Below are 22,029 nucleotides of genomic sequence, written 5' to 3'. Positions count from 1 at the left end.
AGGTACTTCTTTTGGATTTACAAAAAAACAGCTTTTATTTTATCATCATTTTACGTATTTCTGAACCGGACTGGAATAAATAAATTCCTTTTTGAGTGGGGCGTTCAAAAAGTTCACGTCCGTCTACCGTAAACCATTTTTCAATATCGGAAAAAGAATGTTGCGGAGTATGGACACGGGTTGCATCTTCCTCTTCCTGTCCCCAAAAGGTAAAGGCAAACAGGCATCCGGTATCTGTGATATTCTTACCTTCTCCCCAATTATAAATCTGATAACCGAGTCCCCCATTAGTCTGATTCATCTGACTACTACCGCTGACAATGATATAATGCCCTTCTGTGTCGGCAGACTGCAGCTGCCATCCTCTGTCCGGTTCTTCAGTAACGGTTTGCAGCGGAGCATTATGAGGAGCTTCGGGCGAAATAAAAGTCTGATCCAAGCGACTTATCAGATTCAAGTCCCCATCTTCACGTTCTACAAGTTTCCAGAGAACCGCATCAGAGTCCTGATTCTGCGCTCCGATCAAGGAATTATTATCTCCTTTTGACGTAACAAACAGATTATCCCGAAGCGGAGTAGAAATCTTATACCAATAGAACACCTTATCTGAACTTGTTTTCGGATAAGCCGGCAAACTGGTACGTTCTATCTTATATTTGCATCCCGTGTCCGTTGTATTTTTTCCTCCTCCCCAATTGAATATTTTATATCCTTGCTGAGCATTATTGGTCTGATTCCATTGAACGGAACCGGAAGTCAGGATAACCAATCCTTTCTCATCCGAAGCAGAAACAGTCCATCCCCGATCAGGCTCAGCCAAAGACATTCTTAAGGGTGAGTTTTCCGAAGCATCAGGAGATACGAATCCACCATCGGCTGCATTGACAATATTATAAGTACCATCTCTCCGAAGTTCAAATTTCCAGGTGGCAGATTTACCCGCCTCCGTTATCCCCACCAGTTCCTTTCCGGAACCTGGTGAAGAAGGATAACGGTTTCCTCGCAAAGGAGTACTCAGGACATACCACACCTCTTCTGCATCGGTAGAAACTACCGGCTGATTGATTTCAGCTTGCTGCATCTGATTCTTCAGAGAACCCAGCAGATTCTGTAAATCCTCTTTCTGTTTCCTGCGCTCGGCTTCGGACATAGATTCGCCCAAGGAAGCATAGACCTCTTCCAATTTTATTTTCAAAGGTTGTGCCAGAGCCTCATCATAATAACCGACCTCTTCTGCTCTGAAATTCTCAGCGACATATCGAAACAAAGAATCCACATAGACAGAGAGTTCCTGCGAACTGTCGTCCATAGATTTGGAAGGCGAATAAATCAATCCATCTACCGCATCCTTACCTTCCGGATCAGTAATTACAAACGTGAATTGCCATTTGTCTCTTCCTGTTCCCCCACTGCTGGCATGCGGCAACTTCATAAAGATCTTATTCCATCCCTGCTTCAAAGTCAAAGGAACAACCGGACGTGCCGTAAAATTCTCATTGGTCAATCCTTCGGTAGCATGATCCTGCAAAATATTCTTTCCAGGCTGTTTCCATTCCGGAGCGGCAATCTCCTGATCATTCACCCAAAGACGCGATCCTCTGCGGTCCCAACATCCCTTTTCCGGAGCTTTCTCATTGCCTGAGCGGCTATAAGTATAGAACTCCACCTGAGCCCCCACTTTCTGTGCTACGGGAGAATAAACATAAGTCCAAGCATAAGCCGTCAATCCGTTATCGGGTGATGAATAGAAAGAAGGTACACGCGGATGCCAGATATGCTTCAGATAAATACCGGCACCGGTAGCCACAGATGAAAAATACTTCTTACCATCATAATCAAAGGAAATAGGCAACAAATCACTGCCATCCGTTTCAGGCGGCAAAACCTTTTGAGGGTCTCCGCCATTCGGAAATGGATCCGTAATCCTCCACTTCACGTTACACTGGCGCACATAAGGAATCGGTTCGTCTTTCAAGGAATGATTCTTATGGAAGAGAAAACGCCGCTCCCAATCTGCAAACTCTTCATATTCTTCACCAGACGAAGGTAAAGAAGTTCCTCCAGTCTCGATATACTGTTTTCCGCCACCAATCCAAGCTCTTTCCGCCGTAGCCAGTGCGTTGGCATACAAATTGTTTTGGCGCACGATATCTTCCTGAGTTTCTGTCTTGGTATCATTCCATATAGCTGTAATTGTACCGGCGATATCCTCATTTCCTTTCTCTTCATAATAAATATTGCTTTTATAAATACCGACAACATCGGCATATACATCAAAATGATTGATGTAATTATAACGGCAGTCAATATTCGGAATACCGGAAACCTTCTGACCGGAGCTGGCCCACATTTGCGTCATATCCGCCACTGCCGTAGTCGGAGGACCGGAAACCAGACGATTCCAGACAACAACCTTCCGTCCCTGTCCTCTGACATAGGCTGCCATTGTTTCCAAGAAATTCGGATAAGTGATTCTTACTTCATCACCTCCAATATGAATATAGGGTGCCTTAGAAAAGGTAAGGACTACCTCATCAAGAATATTTTTCAAAGCAGCTATCCCTTCATCACTCTGCATATCAAACCCCATAGCCTTACGGAAAGCATCGCTATGCCCCGGCATATCTATTTCCGGAATAACTGTTACCCCACGTTCTGCCGCATAGTCCTGCAATTCGCGACATTCTTCCTGAGTATAATAACATCCCGGATAACGGACCATATTCTCGGAAGCCGTGAGTTGCGGATAGGCCTTTACTTCAAACCGCCAGGCCAGCTTTTCTGTCAAATGCCAATGAAAGACATTAATTTTAAAACGGGAAAGTAAATCAATCTCCTTTTTCAGTTCTTCTATACTGACAAATGAACGGCCTACATCGTGCATCAGTCCACGAAGTTTGAAAGCCGGCCAGTCAGTTATAGTAAGCGACTCCAAAGCAGGAGTAGCAGAATCATAGCCTTCTGCCATCTGTTGCAGGGTCTGCACGGCACGAATCACTCCCACTTCTGACTGAGCCTTTATAGAAACAAGGTTCTTTTCTATCTTAATCTGATAAACTTCGCTCTCAAAACCCGGAAGCAGATAATCATAACTTCCTGGAATTTCTGTACAAAGTTCCACCTGGATACGTGCCTCTGCTCCATCATCTAAAGGACACTGATGCTGTTGCAGAAACAGTTTCAACAGGCCACAGTCCGTTGGATCTTCCAATGCAACAGACCGATGCAGAAGAAATGATTCATTTTCTGCAGACATTTCGATTTGCTGGGGGCGAGGCAACAAATCTTTTACCTTACCTTCCATATAAACAGGAAAAAGTAAAGCAAACAAAAAAGACGTAGATAACTTTATTTTCATAATTCCATATCTTATTTAAAAACTTCTGATTTAAGAATCAGAAAAGACAGTCCTATTTTACAAGACTGTCTTTCCTGACTGATCAGTAAAAATCTATTTTATGATAAATTTATGTCCTCCCTGAATATAAATTCCCTTTTGGAGAGGAAGTACCTGCCTCCCGGTCAAATCATATACAGGATATTTTTTCTGTGCATCCGGAGAAAGTAGGTCCACATCTGTGACCACCTCTGTAGGCTCAACAAACCATTGTGAAGCCTCCGAGGACATTGTCCAAGGCACCAGTTTACCCGAAGCATCCAAATGTATGGAAGCATAGGATGCATTCACTCCATTGTTACAGGTCACTGTGCTTAACCCTTTCAAGGTTGAACTGACAGAAAAAACTCCGGCCCCGGTGACAGATTCTGTTACTGGTATTTCGGCATATAAATCCGGAGTTGTTCCAATATAAAATTCATTATCCTTACAGATTACACGATATCCTTCTGAGGACTCATCTTTCTGAAACAGAAAAAGCTGACGCGGATCTTCCCGCTCTAAGAGAGACGCACTCATGCCCTCCGGATCGAGTACCAAATACAGCGTTCCTTCCTGACGTTCCGCATTTCGCAAACGATAATACTTTCCAGACTCAATTTCCACCAGTTCGGCTGCCTGTACCGCCTGATTGAATGCCTCATAAGCCACTTTTGACGGCTTTTCCAGATATTGCATTCCTGCCTTTTCAATTGCCGGTGCACTGGTTTCCTTGATATTTCCGACATTCTTTCCGATATATTCCCGGATATCATCCAGTTTCTCCTCAAAACCATCCCGAACAATATCATCCGCAGTCACGTCCTCATCATACACATACAAACTGTCAGTAATGGTTTCCAGACTATAGTTCTTATAGATAATGCTATAGTCACGGCCATAGGTAGATTCTTCGAACAGGAAGCCTATTGTGTGGTCTGCCTGCAAAGTCATTGTCGAATAGCCGGAATTCATCACACTGGCCTGATGCTTTCCGTCCCATTCTTTTGCAAAATGCTCCGGATCGGAAAAATCTTCAAGGCTTTCCAGTTCTTTATAATAGATGCCGACATTAGAACGTCCTGGTCCGAAAGGTACAGACTGCAAGGCCACAAACACTTTTTTCTGATCGGATTTACGACGCGCCGGAACAATCATGATTTCTCCGTTACAGCTGTTTGACTGTGCTGTGACTCCCTGATTGGATTCTCCGGAGAATGCCATGGTACCCCAGCAGCCCAATGCCTTTTCACTGTCAGAGAAAGAGAATATATTATAGTATCTTCCTCCGCTACAACGTGAACTGATCAATACGCTTCCATCCGGAAGTTCTTCCGCCTTAGGCTCGTCACCGCCACTTGGAATGGCCGGCACATTCGGATCACCCAAAACTTTCCATGTATCACCAAAGTCATCAGAATAAATCACGTAGTTGCAGTTGACTCCATTGACATCTTTCACCAGAACAGCCGCATACAAACGATAATAATCCTTCACCTTGGTCCATCTACTCTGATGAATCTTACCGGAACCGATAAACATGGCCCGCACCGGTCCGCGTTTACTCTTGTCAAACTGAGCATATATACTCTCGGCAATATCTTTCGGTTCTGCCCAAGTCGCTCCGTTATCTTCACTATGGAACACCGCAATACCCTGATGATGATCTCTTGTTCCAGCCGGGAAACTTACATTTCCGGCACAGCTCATCAGCAACACACGGTCGCTCTCCCTGTCGGCAGTAATACAAGGATCACCGAATGCCACCCAGAAATCGCTTTTACCTGCTTCCGCATAATTGGCTCCCAAACCTTCTACAACAGGAAACAGCTCATCCCAGGTCTTTCCGTTGTCTTTTGAAATACGGGCATGCAAATCAATTCTGCCATTCTTGACTACACCGATATCCTGTCCGCTATGACGATAATCGGCCACTGCAATCACATCTCCGTTATGCATTCTGGTTATGGCAGGAATGCGATAAGGAATTGCAGCACCGGCAGCTGTTGTAAAGATCTCTACACGTGGCTCCTGCGGACGGTTATCCTTGATGACATGTATCCGGAAGTTCTTAAATATAATACCCTTGTTCGCACCACTCAAGGTAAAGGTGGCCACAGACTTATCCAAGCCACTCACTGCCACCGACTGATCTTCCGTTTTTGAAGTATAGGTTTTTCCATTAACAGTCAGCGTAATCGGCGTGCCATTGTTATGAATACAGAAATCAAAGGTATATCCCTCAATGATATATCCGGCAGGGACCGACAAGGTATAGTTCTGAGGGCTGTACATTCCCACATATCCCACCAGATTATCTCCACTGGAAGTCATGTTATTATAACCGGAATCAAAGGTAAGCCGTGGTGAATCGCTTGTGCTCTGCCAGGTCTTGTTCCAGTCTCCCTTTCCGGATACAAACTTACCCTGAGCCATACTTACCGTAATCGAATCTCCCTGTTCCGGTCTCTCCTGATCATCATATTCCAGATCTGCTATTTCCGATGCGGAAAGTACTCTGTTATAAAAACGTACAGAGTGAATCGTGCCTTTAAATGTAAACTTGCTGCGCTCCTCCGTAACGATACCTCCCAGGAAGAGGCCGGTTACTCCAGGTACATTTCCAAACACACGGTAGCCATAAGCTCCCATACCCGAAACGGTACGATCCAGTTTTCCGTCGGTATAATAAGCGTATGTCTCAGTCTCTCCGTCCATGGTAATCACCATTTGCTTGCGTTTTGAGAAGTCAATGCCACTCTGAGTGTACCATCCTTTCAGATTATTGTCGCCAATATATTTCACTCCATATCTTGTGCGTTCCTGAAGCACTACTCCAAAATAGTTTTCCTTATTCTCATTACTGCTTGCTACCAGAAAAGCCGTATCTACCGGTAAGGATTCGGAAGTAAAGTCAATCACAACACTCAACGTTCTTGCCTTCATCACCTGTTCGGCATCGGCATCTGGAATTCGGAACGGTGCAGTACCGTCCATTTCTATATTTGTATAGGTTAACATCGGTTTTTCATCTACAGCCGGTTCTTCTGTTGGCTCACCGGCTTCGCTCAAGGCAAACTGGCATCCGGAATCTGTACGGTCTGTTCCAGTCTGGTTTCCACTCCAGTTATAAATTGCATAATTCTGGTTCTCTCTGGTCTGATTCAATTCCACGGTTCCGCTCGTAATGATATAGGTACCCGGCGCATTGGAATAACTCAAGGTCCATCCTTTCGCCGGTTCATCTTTTTGAGTAGACACGGCAGCATTGTAAGCCGCATTCGGATTGAGATAAGAGTGATCCGCACGGTTCACGATATTATACTCTCCGTCCTTTTCTCTCTTCTCAAACTTCCACATGGCCCGTGCATAGTTCCGATCCACATCTCCTACGAGCGCATTTCCTGCTCCATTAGAAGTAAGGTAGCGGAAGTCACGGTTAGGAGTATAGATCTTATACCAGTATTCCTCTCCGGCTGTGCTGACTTTTGGCTGGTTGATGCCCTGCATCGCTTCTTCTTTCAACTGTAACAGTTGAGCAGCCTTTTCATTCAACTCTTCTACGACATTCTGATCCTGACTCAACATCTTCTCGGCCAGAGACACGGCCTCTTTCAGTTTCTGCCCTTTCTCCGGATCAATCTCTCCCACCTCTTTTCCGAAACGGAGTTTCTTGGATTCAATAACTACGTCTGCCAGATTCTGACGGGCAGAAATCAAGGCATATATTTTTTCCGCTTCCTGTTCAGAAACAGGATTCACATCATCCCCCATATACCGGGCCAGTATTTGGGCCAATTTGACATAACCCTTTCCATACAGATAATTACCGGTAAAATAAGCGCTCCGTGCCGTATGGTTATCTGCCATTTCCGTATACGTATCCACATAAGTTACCTTTTCATATTTTCCGGCTATTTCCTTCAACATCTCATTAAAGGGCTCTGTACGGCTCGTATTGGTAGCCGATGCAGCAAACGGCAAAACTGACTGAATATAAATTTCAGTATTGGGCGCCAATTCACGCACCGCCTGTACCATCTTATCGTATGAATCCCTGAGTGTTTCCAAAGCGGTATTCCCATTAATATCAGCAGCACCTACAGAAAGAAATATTTTCTGAGGTTCTTCATTATCACTGCGTCCTTTCAGAATTACAGGAATTTCCCGCGTTACGTCTGCGATTCCCAGTCCGGGCCATCCCCAACCGGTACCTCTGTTCTTTATCTTACCACTTCTGAACAGTTCATGCCATTCTCCCCCATGAATCACTTCATCGCCAATCAACAGAATATCTTCAGAATCCACCTTCTGCATGCCAAAAGCACTGAGTCGCATGCCATACGAACCACCCAATCCTCCGGTCTGATTCTGCGCATCTTCAGGATAGACACATGAAGAACCTACATAACCGGCAATGGTATTACACCATATTCTGTAGCCCGTAGCACTCAGATGCAAGCCATCCAATGTATGTGTATTGTTTTGGCTTACACTCAACAGTTTGTCCCATAAATCTATGTAAGTTACCTCAAAATCACGGCAGATATTCTTCAACGAATCATTGGTTTCTTGTTGAAGCTGCAGATTTCTCTGCCGACTTGGCAAAATACTCTGTACATAAATCTCTGTTTCTGGAGATGTCTTTTGAATATAATCAATAATCAGGCGGGCATTACCTGCCACATGAGCCGCATTATTGATACCGGAAGTACCCAAATCATTGGTACCGATCATAATGAATGCCTTCTTGGGATTTCCGGCAATCATAGACTCCAGATTGTTCACCACCTCATCACTGACTGCTCCTGAGGTTCCGCGATTGATTACATTATGATTATCAAAGGCCTCGCACCACTCATGCATATTCGTGATGCTATTCCCGATAAACACAATCTGCTCACCGTTAGTAGACAAGACTTTAAAACCGTCGTAACGATGGTTTCTGAAGGCCTGGTCTGCTTGAGCAGTCAATCCTCCCAAAAGGAAACAGGCCAAAACCGTTGTCCATTTGTTTTTCATGTTAAAAACACTTTTTGCTCTGTACATTTTCTGATACAGAATGCTGGTTCATAATAAAAGATAAAAACTCAGATTATATGATTTAAATTTTTAAAGCCTCACATAGTAGCAAAAAGATTTATTTTTTGCCCTACTTAATAAAATATTTTATTTAATAAGGCAAATATAATCCATATTCTACATAAAAGAAAACTAAAAAAGAAAATTATATCATTTTTAATTAAACAAACATTCTTTTACACTCAGTTTGCCTATAAAAGAAAAAAGATATGGAAAAGACTTCTCATCTGCAAAAATACCCCGGAGACTGTACTTGAATCAGCATAGCCTCCGGGGTATTTTCTCTCTTAAACTATTTCTTTTGTCGTCCTTTGCCACATGTTTACCAATTACTCCGAGCAGAGTAATAAATTATCTTCCTGAAGATAATTTAAAATGATCAGCATGATTTTTCAAAATGATCAGCATGAAAAATCAAAACGATCGGCACAAAATTCCAAAGCATCCGGATAAGGATTCATAGAACCATGCTACCCGACTTATTTCTGCTTGTTAATCATTCTCAGCCAACCCGGCAAAATGCAGACACCACCTATCAGATAAGAATAATAGGTAATGATGCGCCACAGACAGGCCACTACCAGAGCCGTTCCGGCCATAGAAAAGAAATCACTGTAATAAGACTGGAACATATATTCTCCAAAACCGCTTCCTCCGGGAGTGGGCGTTACTACCAGCACCATCCAGATGACCAACTGACGGACAAAAGCCAGAATATGGTCTCCACCGGTTGTAAAGCCGTAAAGCAAGGCATTGACCACCCAATAACGGGAACACCAAGCCCAGGCCGTAATCAGAAAGCATTTGAACCAGAAAGTGCGCGACCGTTTGCTGATTTCCTCCGAGCTGGTAATCAAGTCCTGTCCGAGCTTCTCTACAGCCGGTTTCCATCTTCGCAACAGAGGTAAAGAGAACAACCCCTTGAGCATATTACTGATCCACACGGCCTTATGGAACAAAGCAACATAGAGGATCAGTGTCCACAGACTCACCACGGTTACTACGGCAATAAAGACAAACTGGAAGCCGGCATCCAAAGGCATGGAAGCCGGAAACAAAATGCCGGTAGGCACCAGAAGGAGCACCACAATACTGGCCAAAGACAAAAACAGTTCGTCCAAAAACAGATTGGCAATCATGATTGAGGTTCCCTCTCCACCCGACAGCCCTTCCTGATGCAGGTAAACGGCTATCAGACTGCTGCCTCCCACTGCCGAAGGCGTAGCCGCCGAAGTAAACTCACAGAGCATGTTCACCCGGAAGGCCTGCTTCCAGGAAAGTTTCCGTCCCACCAACACCTTGAAGCGTTGTGTCAGGGCAAAATTCTGGCAAAGCATAAAGAATACAGCCAGCAAAATCCCCGTCCACATGCGGGCCGTGGGGCGCAGCGTTTCGAAAAGCGAAGGGTCAAACTCCTTCCAAAACAGATAGCCGATTACCGACAGTCCCAAGACAATCGGAATGGCAATATAAAACGGATTGAATAAAACTTCATTCTTCATAAAAGGAATGGATTGAAATAGAACACTTGCATTTTCCGTTCACCTTATTTTCTGGAAAAACGGTTCATCAGATTACGGTAACGGTCGGCCACCTCGCCGGCAATATCTTCCCACGAACGGGCCAATGAGTCGGATGCTCCCTGTGCCACCCGTGCCAGCAAATCAGGATCCTGTAAGATAGAGCGAATCCGTCCGGCATACTCTTCGGTATTCTCAGTGGTCAGGAACCCGTTCTCTCCGTTTCGGATCACTGCCGAAGCGGTCGATCCTTCCAGCATCAGCGAAGGGGTATGCAGAGCAGCGGCCTCGCGCACCACCAACGGAGCATTGTCATAACGCGACGGAAACAGGAACAGATCGGCCGCCAGATAATAACGGCGCAACTGTTCGCGTTCGATAATGCGCCCCAGAAAACTTACCCGATTCTCCAGTCCCAGATGCCGGGCCAGCTCCTGCAAGGCCGAAGCTGCATATCCGGTGCCGATAAAGAACATCCGGAAAGGCATGTCTTTCAGCAATGCCACCGAACGAAGCAGAAAATCCAGATTCTTTTCATAGATATGCTGTCCCACAAAGAGCAACAGGGGTTCGTCTGCCTTCAGGCCCAACTGAAGACGTACCTGTTTGCGCTCCTCCTCCGAAAAGGTACCGGCAAAATCATTTCCATTGTCCACCACTTCAATCTTTCCACGATAGCCATACTCACGAAGCGTTTCTTCGACCGAAGCCTGGGGAATCCACACTTCGTCGGCCTGATTATAAAAGTCCACCACATCGCGTATCAGATAATCCACGACAGCCTTGATGGGCATAAAGCGCTCAAAATCGGCACGATATTTGGAATGAAAGGTAGCCACCATAGGGATATGCCGCATACGGGCCTGTTGCAAAGCCAGTTTTCCGGAAGAAAAAGGACAATGCGCGTGTACTAGAGAAAAGGGCAGTTCATTCAGAGATTTCCGGATGTGGCGGTCAAACTGCGGAAGGCCCATACGATAAGGATTCCGGAAGATCAAAGGGATGGAACAATAACGCAACACCGGAAACGGTTCCCGGTCTTCATACTCATCAGCCGAAGGAGTAACCACACAAACCTGTTCTCCTTTCTGATGCAGCCAGTAAGCATAATTGCGTGTTGCCACAGAAACGCCATCCATCACCGGAGGAAAGCAATCATTAAATATTCCGAACATTTAATTTATACACCTTAGTTTTTACGTCTGTTATTATCAATCATCATCACACTGCAAATATACAATTTTTCTCTGCTTATAGTCTTTTTTTCTTTTCTTATGTTCCGTTTATCGCAAAAAGGCCGGAGTCTGATTGCTGACTCCGGCCTTTCATATTTCAAATAAAAATCAAAAGCTTTTTATATTCCCACAAAGATAAGCAGCGCATATCCCAATATGAAACCGATAAAACCGATGATCAGTCCCACCTGCGTCATATCGCGCGTAGTAGTCAGTCCCGTTGAATGGGTCAGCGCATTCGGCGGTGTAGAAATCGGGAAGAGCATAGCCAAGGAAGTGGACAGAGCCACACCGACCAACAAGGTTTTCACGCCTCCCACGGCATTCAGCGACTCACCCATACCTACAGCCACAGCACTCAGAATCGGAACAATCAGATTGGCTGCCGCCGTGTTGGAAATAAAGTTGGAAATGAAATAACCCAACAGTCCGGATACGATCAGTACCACCAGCGGAATCCAGGTATCAAACGGAATGGACTCAACCAGATGCTCGGCCAGACCGGTCTTGTTCATGGCCACACCCAGAGCGATACCTCCGGCCACCATCCACAGCACACTCCAGTTGATTTCCTTCAGATCTTCTTTTGTGATGATACCCGTAGCACAGAACACACCTACCGGAATCATGGCTACCACATTAGAGTTCACGCCGGTCAGTTTATCAAACATCCACAGCAGGATAGTCACCGCAAAAGTACCCCATACAATGTAGGTACGCACTCCTTTCACGCCTTTACTCTCAATATGCAGCTCCACCGTCTTGGCTTTGAACGGATAGAGCCAAAGCAGTACACGCCAGGAGATGAGCAGCATCACCACCACATAAGGAAACATCACCAGCGTCCAGTCACTGAAACCCACGTTCATGTGCAGGTGCTCGTTCAGATAACTCAGGGCAATGGCATTAGGCGGAGTACCGATTGGCGTACCGATACCTCCCAGGTTGGCCGCTACGGGGATGGCCATAGCCAGTCCGATACGTCCTTTTCCGTCAGCCGGCAGGGTTTTCAGCACGGGAGCCAGGAAGGTAAGCATCATGGCAGCCGTGGCCGTATTACTCATAAACATGGAAAACAGTCCGATAATCAGCAAAAAACCGAGCAACACATTCTGCGGTTTGTTACCGAAAGGCCAGAGCAGCCATTTGGCCAGCTGCACATCAAGCCCCACTTTGGTTGCGGCAATAGCCAGAATGAAACCACCCAGAAAGAGCATAATCACCGGATCGGCAAAAGTAGACAGGATGGCCTTGTAGCTGACCAGAGAACCGAGTTCCTCTACCGGAGGGCCTTCGCGCAGGAAACGCAGACTGCTGTCGGAGATGGTCAGCAGCATGGTTACAATCAGAATCACGGAAGTGGTCCAGGTAGGAATCACCTCGAACATCCACATCAGGGCGGCAAAGGCAAAAAGCGCGATGGTGCGCTGTTCCACAATCGTCAGTCCGTCTATACCGTAAAAGGAAGTCGGCACCAGCCACAAAAAGGCAGTCACAAGTACAATTACCGGCAGCATGATCATCTGCTTTCGGTTCAGCTTCAAAGATTCAAAGCAGGGTGTTGTCATGGTATTTTATTTTTTAATAGTAAAACAAAACAGGCAGCCCACGTATGGACCACCTGTTTGCAATATTCGTAAAAAATGATGAGACTTGCAAATTCCCAAAAGGAAATTTATCTGAATTCAGAATGAAGTATCGAATCCTTTTGTCATTTTGGGCGCACGCCCCAGTCACTGATTGTGCCCGTTTCCGAAGAGAAGCTGGCACCGATGCAATACAGTTTCCGGTTGTCGGCAACATATTCACGGGCGTAGCCTTTCTCCTCAATCTGTTGTAAGGCTTCTTCAGCCGTGCCGTCCAGTTTGAACTCAAAGATATAAACATAGTCAGCCGTTTCCAGCACACAGTCCACACGACCTTGACTCTGCACCTTCTCCACATACACCGTGTACACGCTCACCAGACGCAGGATCAGATAGAATGTATACTGGAAGTAACGCTCCCGCTCCGCCTCATCTTCCTTGCGTCGCATCGTATAGGGAATGCTCGAAAGGAACGAGGTAAACAGAGTATGCACCCGCTCCACATCGCCCTGACGCAAAGCCACCACCAGACTGCGAATCCAGCCACCCGTATTTTCCGCCGGCTTCAGATAAGCAGCCGAAAGCATCGTAAGAAATCCGTTCTTCACCTCATTGTTCGGAAAATCGAGCAGGAAGGTATTAAAGTCCCGGTCATAAGCCTTCACCGTCAGATAACCACTCTGGTAAATCATCGGCAGGGGACGTTCCACATCGGCCTTGTAGTCGATAAACTCCTCCGGAGGGTAATACTTACCTGTCAGTTCGTTCATATTCTCCTTGAAGTGAGAGAGTAAGCGAATCAGATAGGTCGGTGTGCCCGTACTGAACCAATAGTCACGAATACGAAGACTGTCCAATGCATTGAGCAGACTGAACGGATTATAAATATCCGTCATACGGTCGCTGAAGTGATAACCGTCGTAGTGTGCTTTCAATTTCCGGCGCATTTCTTCCGGAGTACATTCGTATTCGGCAGCCATAGCAGCTATCGGTTCCGCAAAATTATGGTCAATCTCTTCCTGCGTAATGCCACACAAAGCCTCGTAACGGGCATCCATACTGATGTCCTTAGGCTGGTTGAACCCACTGAACACACTGACTTGAGAAAACTTGGTCACTCCCGTCAGCAGCACAAACTGCAAATGGCTGTCCGCTCCCTTGAAGACCGAATAAAATGCTTTCAGAATATTGCGATGCTGATTCTCCAGATCGGTATCCACATCCAGAACATCCAGAATCGGCTTGTCATACTCATCGATAAGCACCACGGCACGGCGTCCGGTCTGTTGATGGGCAGCCTCCAGCACATTGATGAAACGAAGGCCAACATCCAGAGTTTCGTTGGCTTCTACAGAATATGCACGTTCCCATTTCCGGACATAATCCAGAAGCATCGCTTCCAAAACACCGCTTTTGGTAAAGTTCATACCATTGAAATCCACATGAAATACCGGATACACCGCCCACTCCGTTTCCAGGCGTTCCATGGCCAGACCACGGAACAGCTCTTTCCGCCCCTGATAATAATTCTCTAAGGTGGAAACCAGCAGACTCTTTCCAAAACGACGTGGACGACTCAGAAAATAGATTTTTCCCTCATGAGTCAGCTTGTAAATCAAATCCGTTTTGTCTACATACATATAACCATCTTCAATGAGCTGGTCGAAGCTCTGAATGCCTATCGGATATTTCATCATGGTCTTCTCTTTTTGATCTTTACGCAAAGATAATATTAAAATAGAGAATGTTGTCTAAAAAATTCAAAGATTCCGAGACGTATGATTTTCATCAGTCTTTCTTCGGCTCCACATTCAGGCGATAGGTCACCTTCAGCAAGGCATAAGACGACAGAGTATGATAACGGACCTCCGTACGTCCGTAGGCATTGATGGTGTTGCGCACGTTGGAGATCTGACGCAACAGGTCGTTGGCCGAAGCCTTGACAATCCAGTTCTTGTTCTTTCCGAAAGTACGCGCCAGACCGACATTCCACACCAGACAATCGTCGTTCATGGAAGGATCGACATATCCCCTACGGCTATACATCGTGATTTTCGTATCGAAATCCAGCTTGCCCGGCAACTGGGTCGTGAAATCCAGTCCATAAGAAAAGTCTGTAGCCTTAATCTTCACAAAGTCGGCACGGTCGCCGTCCACATGGCTCCATTTGGCGTTGGCCAAAGCTTTCAGACGGGTGCGCCGGGTAAAGCTGTAGGTCAGTTTGAGGTCATTGGTCCAGGAAATGTTCTGCACATTCTGCCTTCCGGTGCCCATTTCCGGAGTGTCGGATACATAATCCGCACTATGTCCCAGCCGAAAAGCACTGGATGCATCCATCGTCAGCTTGCCGTCCTCGTCCAGACGCTGCCCGTAGTTGGCCCCTACGGTAGCCAGCCAGTCGCCATCGGTGTTCAACGGTTGGGTCACCGTCTGCCCGGTGTTGCGGTCATACGTGCGGGCCATCACCGTGACATCCCGGTTCCATTCATATCCGGTATTGACGGAATAGATGCGCTGCCGCACAGTGGTCCTCTTTTCGAAGCGGGCTCCCACCTGATTGCTTTTCATCTTTCTTAGATCGGGATTTCCCAAAGACACATGCAGCGGGTCGCTGTCATCGCGCACATCGAGCAGATAAAGCAGTGTGGGCGCTGTTTCCCGATAGCGGTAGTTCAGGCTGAATCCGCCATACGCCATCCGCACACTTGGTTCCGGCAAGACATAACGGCGACTTATGGTGCGTGCCTGATTTCCGCGCAAGTCCTCGATTTCCGCATGCAGGAAGCGGAAGTTCGGTGACACACTGAAGCTGAATTTTCCGTTCTGCTTTTCGCGACTGCCGAAACGGATCTGCAAATCCTGCCAGAAATTCCGTTCCACGGTATGCCAGGTGTTGTTCAAGTCCACCGCATCCTGCCAGTTGTCGCCGGTTCCCCGCAAACTGTTTTCAAAATCACTCCAGTCCGTGCAGTCCCAGTCGGGCGCCAGCCATCCGTCCACATTTTCCAGACGATAGAGCGACCGTTCGCCGGATTTATATTCAAAGGAGCCTTTGTACGAGAAATCCAGAGTCAGTCCCCACTCCCGGTTCCGGTCGGTCCGGACACTCCGGTTTACCGGCTGAAAGGCCAGAGAAGCATAATAACCGTATTGGGTAACCGGAGCCGTTTCATAACGATTCTGCCGGAAGCCGTCCGTACCGGCAGTAACACCGGCCGCACCGTATTCCGTACGGTCGTCCTGATAACTTTTGTCGCGCGTATTCTTGTAGTTGCCTCCCCAACGCAGGGTATATTTCTTACCCCACCACGGATCGCGCAGGGAAATGTTTCCGGTAAGTTTGCCTCCCAGTTCCTCCTGAATGCCCAAGGTCATCTGCTGCCGCCGGTTAATCAGGCTTTGCAGGTAGGCCTCACTGCCCATAGGGGCAAAGAAGTCGTTCAACTCACCATCCGGATATTCGCCTTTTTCATCTGCTCCCAAGGACACCGAACGGCTTTGTGCGTGATGATCCGTGCGCCTGTAATTCAGGGACAGTTCTTTCAGATAGAAAATAAAGTCTTCATCCTTATATTCCATCCAGCCTTTCCATTTCAGATCTGTCTTGTCGTTATGCCGGTTCAATGCTGACTTTCTGTAAATGTTTCCATGTTCCACATAACTTTCCGAACCGGTTTCCGTGCGGAGGTCGCCTTGCGTGCAGACAGCCAGCAAGTCCGTCGCCATCCGGAATTTCCTGCTCTCGTCAAAACTGAATCCCAAACCGCCAATCTGAACCTTATTCCATTCCATATCCGGATTGATGGCCCAGATAGTTCCCATTTGTGTGGTAGCCCACAGATCGTTGATATTGTTCACATTACCAAACAAAGCGATGTTCGAGCGGTCGGTATATCGCATCAGGGACAAGCTTCCGGCATAGAGTCCGGTGGCCGGTGCGGAAGTTTCCGCTCCCCCCGAAAGGGTTGCTTCCAGCAGCCAGCTGCCCATATACTTCCGTTTCAACCCCACATCCATCACCAGATCTTTCTGTTCACGGGACACATCCTCAAACTCTCCCAACGGAGTCTTGCGATACACCTTTACCTTCTGCACGGTATAGGCGGGCAGTGCCTTGAGCGCCACACTCGGATCTCCACTAAAGAAATCCTTTCCGTTGATCAGCAGGCTGCTGACAAACTCTCCGTTTACCGTGATGCGACCGTGCTCATCAATCCGCACTCCGGGCAGATTCCGAATCAGCGTTTCCAGCATATCCCCGTCCGAAAGCTGGAGCGCTTCGGCATTATACTCCAGAGTATCCCCTTTATTGACCATCAGGATTTTGGAAGCCGTAACCTCCACATTACCCAGCACCTCTTCTCGGATCGGGAACAGACGAATCTTGGTTTGCCAGTAACGGGTGGGCGCAAATTTATATTTGTCTTTCGGAATATCCACTTTCTCAAAAGCGCTCTCATAGCCTTCAGCCTCCACCTTGACAAAGCAGGACGAGAGCAGCGGCAGTCGTGCCGTGAAGAAATAAGACCAAGCCGGCTCCTTATATATATAGCGATACTGCCCTGTTCCCAAAAAGGTGGTATCTTTTCCGTGAAACAAAGTCACTTTTGCCTCTTCTACCGGTTTCAGACTCACAAAATCCTCCAGAAAGACATCTAAAGTAAGAGAATCTGGATGCTGGGTCTGGGCATTTGCCAAGACTGATACAACGAAAAGTTGCAACCCAACGATGAAATGCCTGATACTCATGGTTTGCTCATTTAAAGGTTACTCTTCCCTACTGCCTTCGGAACGGTTACAACAGTATGGGCGTCCAAATTTAATCATTTTTTCTTAGGTTTCACGTCCAGACGGTAATTAAATGATATTTACCCGAAATTACTTCCCCGTCGGTAATCCATTACCAACAAGAAAGTAATGAATTACTGACGGGGAAGTAATTTTATTTCTCTACCACGGGTTCCGGAAAGCAAATGCGGAAACGGGTCCAACCGTCGGAATCGGTTTTCAAAGAAAAGACGCAGTCGTGTTTGGTCAGAATCTCTCGGATAAAAATCAGACCAATGCCCTGACCGGTCGGCTTGGTCGAAAAGAAAGGAGTAAACAGTTTGTCTTCATCTTCGGGAGAGATACCGGCTCCGTTGTCGGCAATCTCCAGTTGAAGAGGACGGGCTGTGGTACGGATACGGATCTCGCCCTCAGTGCCGATACTTTCGGCAGCGTTCTTGACAATATTGACCAGCACCTGTTCAAACAGCACCGTGTCGAGCCGCACCTGCGGATTGGCGGCGTCCAGATCGGCAGACAGACGAATCTGATGCTGCCGGCAGACATGCTCCATCAGCAGGCGGCAAGCCTCAACCTGACGGTTCAAGGAAACGGTCTGCAAATTGGGATCGGGAATCTTGACCACCTCCGCCAGACGGGCGATGAAATGGTTCATTCCGTAACAACGCTCCGAGCAGACCTGCATGGCGGCACGCAAATCGCCGCCCTCATCATAGGGTTCCAGAATATCAGAAAGGGAATCGAGGGTGGAAGTAACGCCCGCCACACTATTGTTCACCTCGTGGGCAATCATGCGGATAACCTTCTCATAGGTTTTCTTCTCGGCCTTCACAATCTCCGAAGTAAGGCTCTCCAACAGCAAAAAAGGATGGGAAAGACCACGGTCGATAAACGACAGCGAAGAACAACGGTAGATCATAGCATCGTTCAGACGCACCGTTTCGATGCTTCCGCGCGGAATCTGGGCCAGCTTGGCCGCCAAAGGAGAAGGCACCTCGGCCATGGTATGCCCCACGACATCAGCCTCGGCCAGTCCGCCTAAAAAGCGCAGGGCCGCCGCATTCAGGCCGGTCACCCTCAGATTAAAGTCAAAAAGAATCACTCCCATAGGCGAAGCGCTGATGAGCAGGTCCAGAAAGTGATTCTGCTCACGCACATGCAGACGCTCATTCTTGAGCTGGTCCATCAGGCGGTTGAACAATTGCACGATGCGGTCGGCCTCGCGCTGTCCTACCGGTGCCAGACGGCTGCTGAAATCCTGTTCGTTCAACAGATCCATGGCATTGCCGATGGTTTGAAGAGGTTTCACCGCCTTGCGGTAGAAATAATAAAGGAACAGCAGACTGAACACCACCATACCCTCGGCCCAGTAAAAGGCGCTCTCGGTGACCGGCAGCAGGACATAGAGCAACAGGCCCACCAGCACGAGCAGAAAAGCCCAGAGCCAGAAAAGCCACCCGATGCGCAGCGTGCGCAGACTATTCGGTATCGGTATCCGTTTTCGTATCATCGGTCTGTATCTGATATTTTACCATTCTACGATAAAGGGCACCCCGGCTGATGCCCAGCACCAGAGCCGCCTGACTCAGGTTGCCGTCAAACTGGCGCAAAGTGTTGAGTATGGCCTGACGCTCCACTTCCTCCAGCGTAAGCCCCTGCAGGGAAGTCATTCCGCCATGCTCTTCTTCCGAAGTTTTTTCATTGGCCGGCGGCACATAGTGCGCCCGGAAATCATTGGCAGTCAAACGGGATTTGCAACTGACGAGCAACGTGCGCTCCACCAGGTTCTTCAGTTCGCGGATATTTCCGGGATAAGGCAAGGACATGAGGTAACGACGGGCATCGGGTTCCAGTTCCGCCGGCTGAAGACCGTACTGACGGCATTGCAAATCCAGAAAATGGGTAGCCAGCAAGGGAATATCCTCACGGCGCTCCCGCAAAGCCGGCAACCGCACCGTGATGAGATTGATACGGTAAAAAAGGTCCTCACGGAAGGTATGCTCACGGATCATGCGGGGCAGATCGGCATTGGTGGCACTGATTACCCGCACATCGGCCTTGCGCTGACAGCTGTCGCCCAGCACCTCATAGGTCTGGTCCTGAAGCACCCGCAACAACTTGACCTGACAGGCCAGATCCAGTTCGCCGATTTCATCCAGAAAGATGGTTCCCTTTTCGGCCAGCTCGAAGCGTCCCACACGGTCGGCCACCGCATCGGTAAAGGCTCCTTTCTTGTGTCCGAACATCTCGCTCTCGAACAGGCTCTGCGAAATACCGCCCAGATTGACCTTCACAAAGGCATTGGACGCACGCATACTGTTGCGATGAATGGTTTCGGCCACCAGTTCCTTGCCGGTGCCGTTCTCACCGCTGATCAGCACCGGGGCATTGGTGCGGGCAATGCGCCGCAACACATCGATTACTTCTTTCAGCGGCTTGCTCTCGCCCACAATCAGGCTACGGTCGAACACATCCTCCGCCGGAGCGGAAGCCAGATCGGCCGTCAGTTCCAGAGCCGTTTCTATGCGCTGCATCAGCGCCACATTGTTCCAGGGCTTGGTGATAAAGTCGAAGGCTCCGGCCTGCATGCCTTTTACAGCCAGCTGGATGCTGCCCCAGGCGGTCATCAGAATGACCGGCACCTCGGGGCGGAACAGCTTGATCTGCCGCAGCAGGGTGAGTCCGTCATCACCGCTGGTAGAAAGCCCGAAATTCATATCCATAAGTATCAGCCGCGGGGCTGAAGCACGTACCACGTCCATCGCTTCGACAGGACCGGGTACGGCCATCACGTCTTTACCGGCCCTTTTCAGCATCAGGGTCAGCGAAGAGCGTATCGCACTATCGTCATCTATTATCAGTATCATAATAAGACAAAGTTACTTCTTTTTATTGGATTATTACCGGACTATTTCCTCAAAATCGGCATCAATATTGGTCTGGGCGGCAAAATCCCACAGGGTGATGCTTCGAATCTGATAATAATAGTACCAGTAGGAGAACAATTCGTTGATGTATTTGCGGCGCGCCTCATCCTTGCTGGTCTGCGCGTCGTTCAGATCGAGTGTGCTGATCTTGCCGATCAGGAAGGTTTCCACATTGCTCTGATAACGACGGCGGGCAATGGCATCGGCCTCCAGAGCAATCTGCAACTGGTTCACCTGATTGTTGAACTGCTCGGTGAGCACGAAAAGACTCTGACTGAAATCGGCCTCTTCCTTACGCAGCTGCTGGCGCACCACCTCACGGTTGCTCTCGGCCACCTTGACCTGTCCGCGGCGTTTGCCCCAGTCGAGTATGGGCACCTGCACACCAACCTGAATCACCTGATTGTCCTTCATCTCAGTATAGGTGCGTCCGAAATCGGAGTCGCTGCCCGTAAAGCCCACCTGGGCATAGAGCGAAACCTGTCTGCGATTGCCTTTGGCCTGTGCCACCTGATAGTCGGCTTCCAGCTGACGGCGACGGAGATTATAGGAAATGGAGTTATGCTCCAAAGCTTTCTTCAGCACCTCGTGATACTCCAATGAAATCGGCGGCACGCTGTCGGGCAGCACCGGAATCAGTTCTTCCGTTTCGCCCAACGCCAGAAACGAGCGCAGTGTGAACATGTTCGATTTCAGACTGCTCTCATTGGCCGTAAGCGTGGAACGGGCATTGAGCACATTCAGTCTCAGCTGCAACAGATCGTTCTCGCTGATTTTTCCCATGCGCCGCTTGCTCTCGGCCACCTCACAGAGTTTTTCGGCGTTCTGAAGATTCTGACGGGCAATGCTGACATTCTCACGGGCCAGCAGCAGGTTGAAGTAATACTGAATGACGGTCATCGTCACGCGCTCGGTAGCCGAAAGGAAATTGGCCTGTGCCTCGGCATAGCGGAGCGGTTCGATGCGGCGGTCCCACTTCACCGAATTCACACCGAAAAGAGGCTGGTTCAGAGTGAGGGCCACCGGTACGGACATAAACTGATGGTTGCGGCTGCCGGTACCGAACTGGGTCATATAATCGAGCGACGTGGTGAGCGAAAGGGTTCCTCCCGTAAACCAGATGCTCTGATCCACAGAAATGGCTCCATTCAGACTCATATAGTCATTGCGCACATAGGTGTGCGAACCGTCGCTCTGCTGATAGGCGTTATAGTTTTTGCGATAGCTGGGCAATGTAGCCGAGAAATTCACCTCCGGAAGCAGCTCTGCCCGGAAACTGCGGTAACTCCAATAGGCAGATTTCAACTGTCCCAATGCAGAGGCGGCATCCACACTTTGCTTGCGGGCCAGCATAATAGCTTCGGACAAGGTCAGTGTACGGGGCGTCAGTTCCTGAGCCGGAAGCAGAGAAACCGGCAACAGGAACAGAACGGCCAGAAACAGGCGGAACAGCCAACACGGATTGACAGACATAGCTGCTCCGGAATGAATGGCGGAATATTTCAGTAAAGATTT

Annotated in this window: 10 protein-coding genes; all 10 read right to left on the bottom strand. The window is 48.2% G+C overall.

Translation table 11 applies throughout. From position 1 onward, the window contains the following. Positions 1–34: 34 nt before the first annotated feature. The 10 genes from DXA74_RS00940 to DXA74_RS00895 all read right to left on the bottom strand — a co-directional run bounded on the left by DXA74_RS00940 (position 35) and on the right by DXA74_RS00895 (position 21,987). A complete protein-coding gene (locus tag DXA74_RS00940; protein WP_255420786.1) occupies positions 35–3,304 on the bottom strand; it encodes a family 20 glycosylhydrolase in 3,270 nt (1,089 codons plus the stop codon). Between the two features lie 147 nt (positions 3,305–3,451). Beyond that, positions 3,452–8,398, bottom strand: coding sequence for a GDSL-type esterase/lipase family protein (locus DXA74_RS00935; RefSeq protein ID WP_158575996.1), 4,947 nt, complete (start codon positions 8,396–8,398; stop codon positions 3,452–3,454). 539 nt (positions 8,399–8,937) lie between these two features. Continuing rightward, on the bottom strand, positions 8,938–9,960 hold the full coding sequence (locus tag DXA74_RS00930) for a lysylphosphatidylglycerol synthase transmembrane domain-containing protein (protein ID WP_118524948.1): 1,023 nt from the start codon (positions 9,958–9,960) through the stop codon (positions 8,938–8,940). A gap of 44 nt (positions 9,961–10,004) precedes the next feature. Further along, complete coding sequence (locus DXA74_RS00925) at positions 10,005–11,153, bottom strand: glycosyltransferase (protein ID WP_118524947.1); 1,149 nt, start codon at positions 11,151–11,153, stop codon at positions 10,005–10,007. A gap of 179 nt (positions 11,154–11,332) precedes the next feature. Next, entirely contained in the window at positions 11,333–12,781 is a 1,449-nt protein-coding gene (locus DXA74_RS00920) for a DASS family sodium-coupled anion symporter (protein ID WP_118524946.1), read from the bottom strand. Positions 12,782–12,924: 143 nt separating this feature from the next. Continuing rightward, positions 12,925–14,493, bottom strand: coding sequence for an ATP-binding protein (locus DXA74_RS00915; protein ID WP_118524972.1), 1,569 nt, complete (start codon positions 14,491–14,493; stop codon positions 12,925–12,927). A gap of 94 nt (positions 14,494–14,587) precedes the next feature. Further along, a complete protein-coding gene (locus tag DXA74_RS00910) occupies positions 14,588–17,548 on the bottom strand; it encodes an outer membrane beta-barrel protein (protein WP_118524945.1) in 2,961 nt (986 codons plus the stop codon). A gap of 193 nt (positions 17,549–17,741) precedes the next feature. Next, positions 17,742–19,055, bottom strand: a complete 1,314-nt coding sequence (locus DXA74_RS00905; RefSeq protein ID WP_118524971.1) for a PAS domain-containing sensor histidine kinase — start codon at positions 19,053–19,055, stop codon at positions 17,742–17,744. A gap of 10 nt (positions 19,056–19,065) precedes the next feature. Then, on the bottom strand, positions 19,066–20,454 hold the full coding sequence (locus DXA74_RS00900) for a sigma-54 dependent transcriptional regulator (protein WP_118524944.1): 1,389 nt from the start codon (positions 20,452–20,454) through the stop codon (positions 19,066–19,068). A 33-nt stretch (positions 20,455–20,487) separates the two neighbouring features. Beyond that, a complete protein-coding gene (locus DXA74_RS00895) occupies positions 20,488–21,987 on the bottom strand; it encodes a TolC family protein (protein WP_118524970.1) in 1,500 nt (499 codons plus the stop codon). Positions 21,988–22,029: the final 42 nt, after the last annotated feature.

The sequence above is a fragment of the Bacteroides sp. OF04-15BH genome, assembly GCF_003477995.1.
GTDB lineage: Bacteria > Bacteroidota > Bacteroidia > Bacteroidales > Bacteroidaceae > Paraprevotella.
Note: the sequence above shows the minus strand (reverse complement) of the source record. Positions and strands in the feature narration are given on the sequence as shown.